The 6040-nt window shown below is 59.5% G+C and carries 5 protein-coding genes and 2 pseudogenes; 4 read left to right on the top strand and 3 right to left on the bottom strand.

All coding sequences use genetic code 11. The features are described from left to right. The 3 genes and pseudogenes from ACPYOI_RS34335 to ACPYOI_RS34325 all read left to right on the top strand — a co-directional run. A partial coding sequence (locus ACPYOI_RS34335; RefSeq protein ID WP_481417749.1) for a sensor histidine kinase occupies window positions 1–1175 on the top strand: 1175 nt, incomplete at its 5' end. Window positions 1176–1306: 131 nt separating this feature from the next. Further along, a pseudogene (locus ACPYOI_RS34330) lies at window positions 1307–1386 on the top strand (IS6 family transposase); the annotation flags it as partial. Between the two features lie 215 nt (window positions 1387–1601). Next, complete coding sequence (locus tag ACPYOI_RS34325; protein WP_481417750.1) at window positions 1602–2333, top strand: hypothetical protein; 732 nt, start codon at window positions 1602–1604, stop codon at window positions 2331–2333. A 161-nt stretch (window positions 2334–2494) separates the two neighbouring features. On the opposite strand, the gene ACPYOI_RS34320 is transcribed toward ACPYOI_RS34325, so the two are convergent. Genes ACPYOI_RS34320 through ACPYOI_RS34310 form a run of 3 tightly spaced genes read right to left on the bottom strand, consistent with a single transcriptional unit; the run spans window position 2495 to window position 5621 of the window. Next, on the bottom strand, window positions 2495–3238 hold the full coding sequence (locus ACPYOI_RS34320; protein WP_481417751.1) for a GntR family transcriptional regulator: 744 nt from the start codon (window positions 3236–3238) through the stop codon (window positions 2495–2497). A 39-nt stretch (window positions 3239–3277) separates the two neighbouring features. Beyond that, window positions 3278–4432: an acetylornithine deacetylase gene (gene argE, locus ACPYOI_RS34315; protein WP_481417752.1), complete on the bottom strand. Its 1155-nt coding sequence runs from the start codon at window positions 4430–4432 to the stop codon at window positions 3278–3280. Window positions 4433–4436: 4 nt separating this feature from the next. Continuing rightward, entirely contained in the window at window positions 4437–5621 is a 1185-nt protein-coding gene (locus ACPYOI_RS34310; RefSeq protein WP_481417753.1) for a M24 family metallopeptidase, read from the bottom strand. Window positions 5622–5804: 183 nt separating this feature from the next. On the opposite strand from ACPYOI_RS34310, the pseudogene ACPYOI_RS34305 reads away from it, so the two are divergent. Further along, a pseudogene (locus ACPYOI_RS34305) lies at window positions 5805–6040 on the top strand (ectoine/hydroxyectoine ABC transporter substrate-binding protein EhuB); the annotation flags it as partial.

Here is a 6040-nt window from a genome sequence, read left to right as displayed (position 1 = left end):
GCCTTTATCGTGACCTCGAGGAGCGCGAGGCCAAGATCCGGCGCCTGGTCGATGCCAATATCATCGGGATTTTGATCATGACTTTGGAGGGCGAGATCATCGAGGCCAACGACGCGTTCCTGAAGTGCGTGGGCTACGACCGGCAAGATCTCGCAGCGGGACATATCCGCTGGACGAAGCTGACGCCGCCCGAATGGCGATCCGTCGGCGAGCGGGCGGCGGCCGATATCCGCGCCAGGGGGAGCTGCGACCCGTTCGAAAAGGAATATTTTCGCAAGGACGGCAGTCGGGTGCCAGTGCTGATCGCCAGTGCCGCCTTCGACGAGGCGCGCAGCAAGGCGGTCATATTCGTGCTCGACCTGACCGAACTCAAGCGAGCCGAAGCGGAGGCCCGCGCCAGCGAGCAGCGGTATCGCGACATGCAGATGGAGCTGGCACATGCCAACCGGGTCGCGACCATCGGGCAGCTTACCGCCTCGATCGCCCATGAGGTCAATCAGCCGATCGCCGCAACCGTCACCAATGCCCAGGCCGCATTGCGCTGGATGGACATGGAGCAGCCGGATCTCGCAGAAGTCCGCCAGGCGCTTGATCGGATCGCCAGGGACGGCAGGCGGGCTGGCGAGGTCATTAGCCGCATACGCGGGCAGATCAAGAAAGCCCCACCACAGCAAGAGGTGGTCGACATCAATGAAACAATTGACGAGGTGATCAGCCTTGCCCGAAGCGAAATCACCAAGAGCGGGATAAAAGTGAACAGGCAGTTCGCCGATAGCCTGCCGCTCCTGCAGGGCGACCGGGTGCAACTGCAGCAGGTGATCCTGAACCTGGTCATCAACGCTACTGAAGCCATGGGCACCATGATCGACGGTTCACGCGAGCTGCGAGTTCGGACGATGAAGGAGGGCGCCAACTGCCTGTGCGTGGCCGTGGCTGATACAGGCCCCGGCCTCGGACCAGAGCTGCTCGAACGGATTTTCAGTCCCTTCTACACGACCAAGCCTGGCGGCATGGGTCTCGGTCTGTCGATCTGCCGTTCGATCGTCGAAGCGCATGGAGGTCGATTGTGGGCTGAGGCAGATAATCCCCGCGGCGCGGTCTTTCAATTCACCCTGACTTCAGTACCGGGTCCGCCTCTTCCCGCTGAACATGCCGACACGCTAGTGGGTGGTTAGTCCGTGGCTCTAACCGGATCGTAATCGATGGCTGTTCGACGGTGCCTGGGTTCTTCCGTTAGTCCGAGATGAATGAGTTGGCCAATGATGTCGTGAAAGACGGCAAGACAGTTGGCGTAGAGGAGCTTTTCATGTTCAAAGGCCGCCATTTCGACCGTTCCGTGATCCTGCTGTGTGTGCGCTGGTACTGACCTACAATCTCAGTCTTCGCCGAGCAGGCTGTGTTCCGGCACGCAAATTTAATACTCAATACCGTTTGACAGCGCGGATCCTCGAACCCACCCGCCAGCTACGTGCAAGCCGCCTCCGCTATACATCCTGAGGGTGCAAGATTCCCAAGATGCGAAATCGCGCATTCATAGCCGCAGGAACTGCGGTTAATCCCGTTACGGCCCAAAGGGACCGTTCTTCCATAGAGGTTTAACGATGGTGAGCTTAAATCCCTCAGTTTACGGAAATCCGGCTTTGGCTTTGGCGCTTTACAGACCAGAAGCCTTGGCAGCGCATCAGGCGAAGCCGATAGACACGACTGGCGGACCTTCGGCAAATCTAATCCCCGACGACGGAAATGTAGATGACTTCATCTACGATCCCGCCGGCAAATTTACTTCAGGCCGCGAGAACCTTCCTGCTTCGGCTACGCAAGAATTCAGTGCGCCAGCGAGGGACGCCTCTGCAAATTTTTGGGAACATCCTGGTAAATTTCAAAAGGATATCGAGAAGAACAATCCCGCCTATCGGCATTTTCAAGAATTGATCGCTGAAAGCGGAGGATACGAAGAAAATGCCATCAAAGACATCGCCGCCAGCCCGCAAAATCAGGCTATGAAGGAGGCGGGCGTCCGTGACGAAGCACCGAAACGTGCCAACGACCTGATCATGTGGACGAGTGGCCTCAATAACTTCATTGCCGCGTCGAAAACAGAGCAATATCAGACGGATGAAGCCTATCGGAATAAAATAGACGCGCTAACTGGCCGTCTGAAGGACATTATTTCGAACAATGTCCGCTATTTGACCAGCCAGACGAGCGTGAGCGGCACGTTAATTCAGGCCAATAACGACGGCACATATTCCATACCTGATTTCACGATCGGTTACGATGGAGACGTGCTCTATGCGCATTCTTCCACTGGCGGATCGCCCGATGCAGTTTGAGACCCCATTCAGCTAAAAGCCGGAGGTGCGGTCGCGCCTTCGCCTGGCGGAAAGTGGCAGCGAAGCGACGTAGTCGCTCTCGAAGGGACTCGAACCGCAGACCTGTGAATTCGATTCCGGCGTCATAAATGATTTATGGAACTAAAGGCGTGGCACGGGACTCAAGCTTGCGTTGCCGTCTCGGGTTTCGTGTTGCTGAGGCGCACGAAGCTCATGGATATGTGCGAGCGGCGAATGTGGCTTGCGGCGCTGACGTCGCCGATCTCGACGGCGGTACGAACCTCGGCGATTTCGCGGGCAAAGATTGCCACCTCTTGCGCGAGGTTCATTTGGGAAATCGATTTGAGCCAAATCCGTGCAGTCTGATAGTAGAGGCGTTCGGAGATTTCGCGCAACGGTTCGTTCTCGGTCAGCCGCATCAGGCCGTGGAAGAAATCGATATTAAGCTGGGCGAAGGCGCGCGGATCGGGCTTCTGCTGCAGATCGCTTCCACGGCGCTCGAGTTCACGGAATAGCCCAATCGTTTCGGGCGTCGGCGGAACGGGTGACAGTTTTCCGACCAGTTCGGCAAGTTCCATGCGAAGCTGATAGACTTGGACGAATGCATCGATTTCCACATCCGTCACTATCGTGCCCACGCCATGCACGGATCGCAGGAGACCCTGGGATTCGAGCCAGCCGAGCACGCGCCTGAGCGGCGTCCGGCTGATGCCGAATTCGGCGGCGAGCGCCTCTTCGCTGAGCCGTGTTCCCGGCGGATAGTCAAGAAGGCAGATACGATTTCTGAGCAGCGTATAGATGCGCTGAAAGCGTTCGCGCGAGGCGTTCACCTGCGTTTCGTCACCGCCGCCGGACTTCGCCGCTCTAGCCATTTCGTAATCGTTGTCCGTCTCATATTCACGCATGGACGATGGATCCTTTGTCGGGTCTCATCGTCCCTTACATCAAGTGATGAGCCTCTGCTTCAGTCCGCTTAGCATATCCAGACAGGCCTTCAACTGATCGAGGCTTACAAATTCGTCTGGCTTGTGGGCCTGGGCGATGGAACCCGGTCCACAGACCACGGTAGAAATGCCGAGCTGCTGGAAGAGCCCGGCCTCCGTGCCGAAGGAAACGACATCCGCGGTCGTTGCGCCGGTCAGCGCGGAGACGATGGCCCGGGCCTCGTTTTCCGTCGTCGGCTCGAGGCCGTCGATCTCGCCCACCACATGCGTGTGGATGGCCGCCGAGGGACAGACCGAACGCATGGAGGGAAGCAGGACTTCCTCACAATAGGCCCTTATGTGGCTTTTGACATAGTCGGCATCCGCCCGGCGGATCGGCCGCATCTCCCATTCGACGGCGCAATGACCGGCGATCACATTGCGGGCCGTGCCGCCCTGGATGCGGCCCGCCTGCAGCGTCGTCCATGGCGGGGTGAAGGGGCTCGCCGGAACCGCCTCCCGAAGTTCTTTGCCGATCTCCAGCAGCCGGCCAATATAGCGAACCGCGTATTCAATGGCATTCACGCCGAGATCGGGATTGGAAGCGTGACCCTCCAGTCCGGTGAATTCGGTCGTGTATTCATAGCAGCCCTTGTGCCCCTCGATGATGCGCATCTCTGTCGGTTCGCCGATGATGGCGACCGAGGGCTTGAGCTCGATGCGCCTGAGTTCGGCAGCCAGCTCCTGGCCGCCGAGGCAGCCCACTTCCTCATCGAAGGTAAAGGCGAAGTGAACCGGCCTCCTGAGATCGAGGCTCGCATAGTCCGGCGCTATGGCGAGTGCTGCGGCGATGAACCCCTTCATGTCGCAGGTGCCGCGGCCGTAAAGACGCCCATCCGCCTCGCGCAGCGAAAAAGGGTCTGATTGCCACTCGTCCCCTTCCGCCGGCACGACGTCGGTATGGCCTGATAGCACGATGCCGCCATCGCACTCCGGCCCGATGGAGGCAAAGAGGTTCGCCTTCGTTCCGCTCTGGTCGCGCATCACGGAGACACGCGCTCCGCAATCGTTCAGGCGGGCGGCGGCGTAAGCGATCAGCGCGAGGTTGCTGTCGGACGAGACAGTCGGAAAGGCGACGAGATCGGCAAGGATCGAGCGCGTCTCGGAAATGAGCATTCTATCAGTCCTTGACGATCAGCTTGCGCGGTCTGCTGCAGAGGCATTCCGCGGCGCCATTTTCGCGGATCAGGATGGTCTCGGTGATTTCCATGCCCCAGTCCTGCATCCAGAGGCCCGGCATGAAATGGAAGGTCATGCCCGGTTCGAGTACGGACTGATCCTCCTCGCGCAACGAGATCGTGCGCTCGCCCCAGTCCGGCGGATAGGAGAGACCGACCGGATAGCCGCAGCGGGCGCCGCGTTCGATGCCCGCACGCTCGAGCGGCGCGGCAAGCGCTTTGGCGATGTCGCAGGCCCGGTTGCCGGCGCGCGCGGCCTCCAGACCGGCTTCGAGACCCTCCACCAGGGCCTTCTCCGCCTCGAGCAGGAAGGCAGGCGGCTTGCCGAGAAAAACGGTCCGGCAGAAAGGTGCGTGATAGCGACGGTAGCAGCCGGCGATTTCGAAGAAGGTCGCGGTTCCCGTTTCGGTTTCCCGATCGTCCCATGTCAGGTGCGGTGCGGCGGCGTCGCTGCCGCTTGGAAGCAAGGGCACGATCGCCGCATAGTCACCCCAAGCGTCGTCGGTGCCGCGCACGGCGTCGCCAAGGATGTCGGCGACCAGCTCGTTCTTCTTCAGGCCCGGCCGCATACGCTCCGCAATACCGTCCACGATCTTTTCGGAAATGCGTGCCGCCTTGCGCATGAAGGCGATTTCCTCGCCGCTCTTGACGTTCCGCTGCCAGTTGACGAGCGCGGTCGCGTCGACGAGATCCGCGTCCGGCAGCTCCTCCCGCAAAGTTAGGTAGGCCTTGGCGGAGAAATAATAGTTCTCGAGCTCGAGGCCGATGCGTCTGCTGCTGTAGCCCTTGTCCCGGAGGATTGCCGCCAGCGCCTGCATGGGGTGGCGCTCGGTCGATTGCACGTAATTGTCGGCGTAGAAGGTGACGCGGTCATCGGCCATCCAGACGGTGCGATAGGCGCCGTTGGCGTCCTGCCTGCGGCCCCACCAGATGGGGTCCTCGTCGTGGAACACGATGACGCCCTGATGCACGTAGAAGGACCAGCCGTCGTAACCCGTCAGCCAAGCCATGTTGGAGGGATCCTCCACGAAGAGAACATCGATCCCCTTCTTCTCCATGGCCGCGCGGGTCTTAGCCAGACGGCGGGAAAACTCATCCTGGGAAAAGGGCAAGCGCTTGACGATCATGGTTCCTCCGGGAGTGACGTTTATTCGTGCAAATGCTGTATTTGTGTACAATGCACTTTAAATGAGGCTACAAATCCCAAAAAATAGCAAGAAAAATATTGACAATCGCGCCATCTGGATGCTGTTGTGTACAACATAATAAAAATTCGCGTGGGATCAACAAACAGAAAATGGGAGCAAATCATGAATCGGAAAATGCTTGGGGCGGCTGCGGCCACCGCAATTCTCGTGGCTTTCGGCGCCAGTGCGGCAGGCGCGGTCACGCTGCAGGAGATCGAGGACCGTGGCTACATCCGCGTTGCGGTCGCCAACGAAATTCCCTACGGCTTCATGGACCCGAGCGGTGCTGCGAAGGGTGCCGGACCTGATGTCGCCACAGCCGTTCTCGGCAAGCTCGGCATCGCGGCCGACAACATCCA

Source organism: Rhizobium sp. SVR5-2C (assembly GCF_056755115.1).
Note: the sequence above shows the minus strand (reverse complement) of the source record. Positions and strands in the feature narration are given on the sequence as shown.

Coding starts and splice junctions, on each gene's coding strand:
- ACPYOI_RS34310 (WP_481417753.1), bottom strand. CDS start 5,621: ATGATCGTCAAGCGCTTGCCCTTTTCCCAGGATGAGTTTTCCCGCCGT.
- ACPYOI_RS34320 (WP_481417751.1), bottom strand. CDS start 3,238: ATGCGTGAATATGAGACGGACAACGATTACGAAATGGCTAGAGCGGCG.
- argE (WP_481417752.1), bottom strand. CDS start 4,432: ATGCTCATTTCCGAGACGCGCTCGATCCTTGCCGATCTCGTCGCCTTT.
- ACPYOI_RS34325 (WP_481417750.1), top strand. CDS start 1,602: ATGGTGAGCTTAAATCCCTCAGTTTACGGAAATCCGGCTTTGGCTTTG.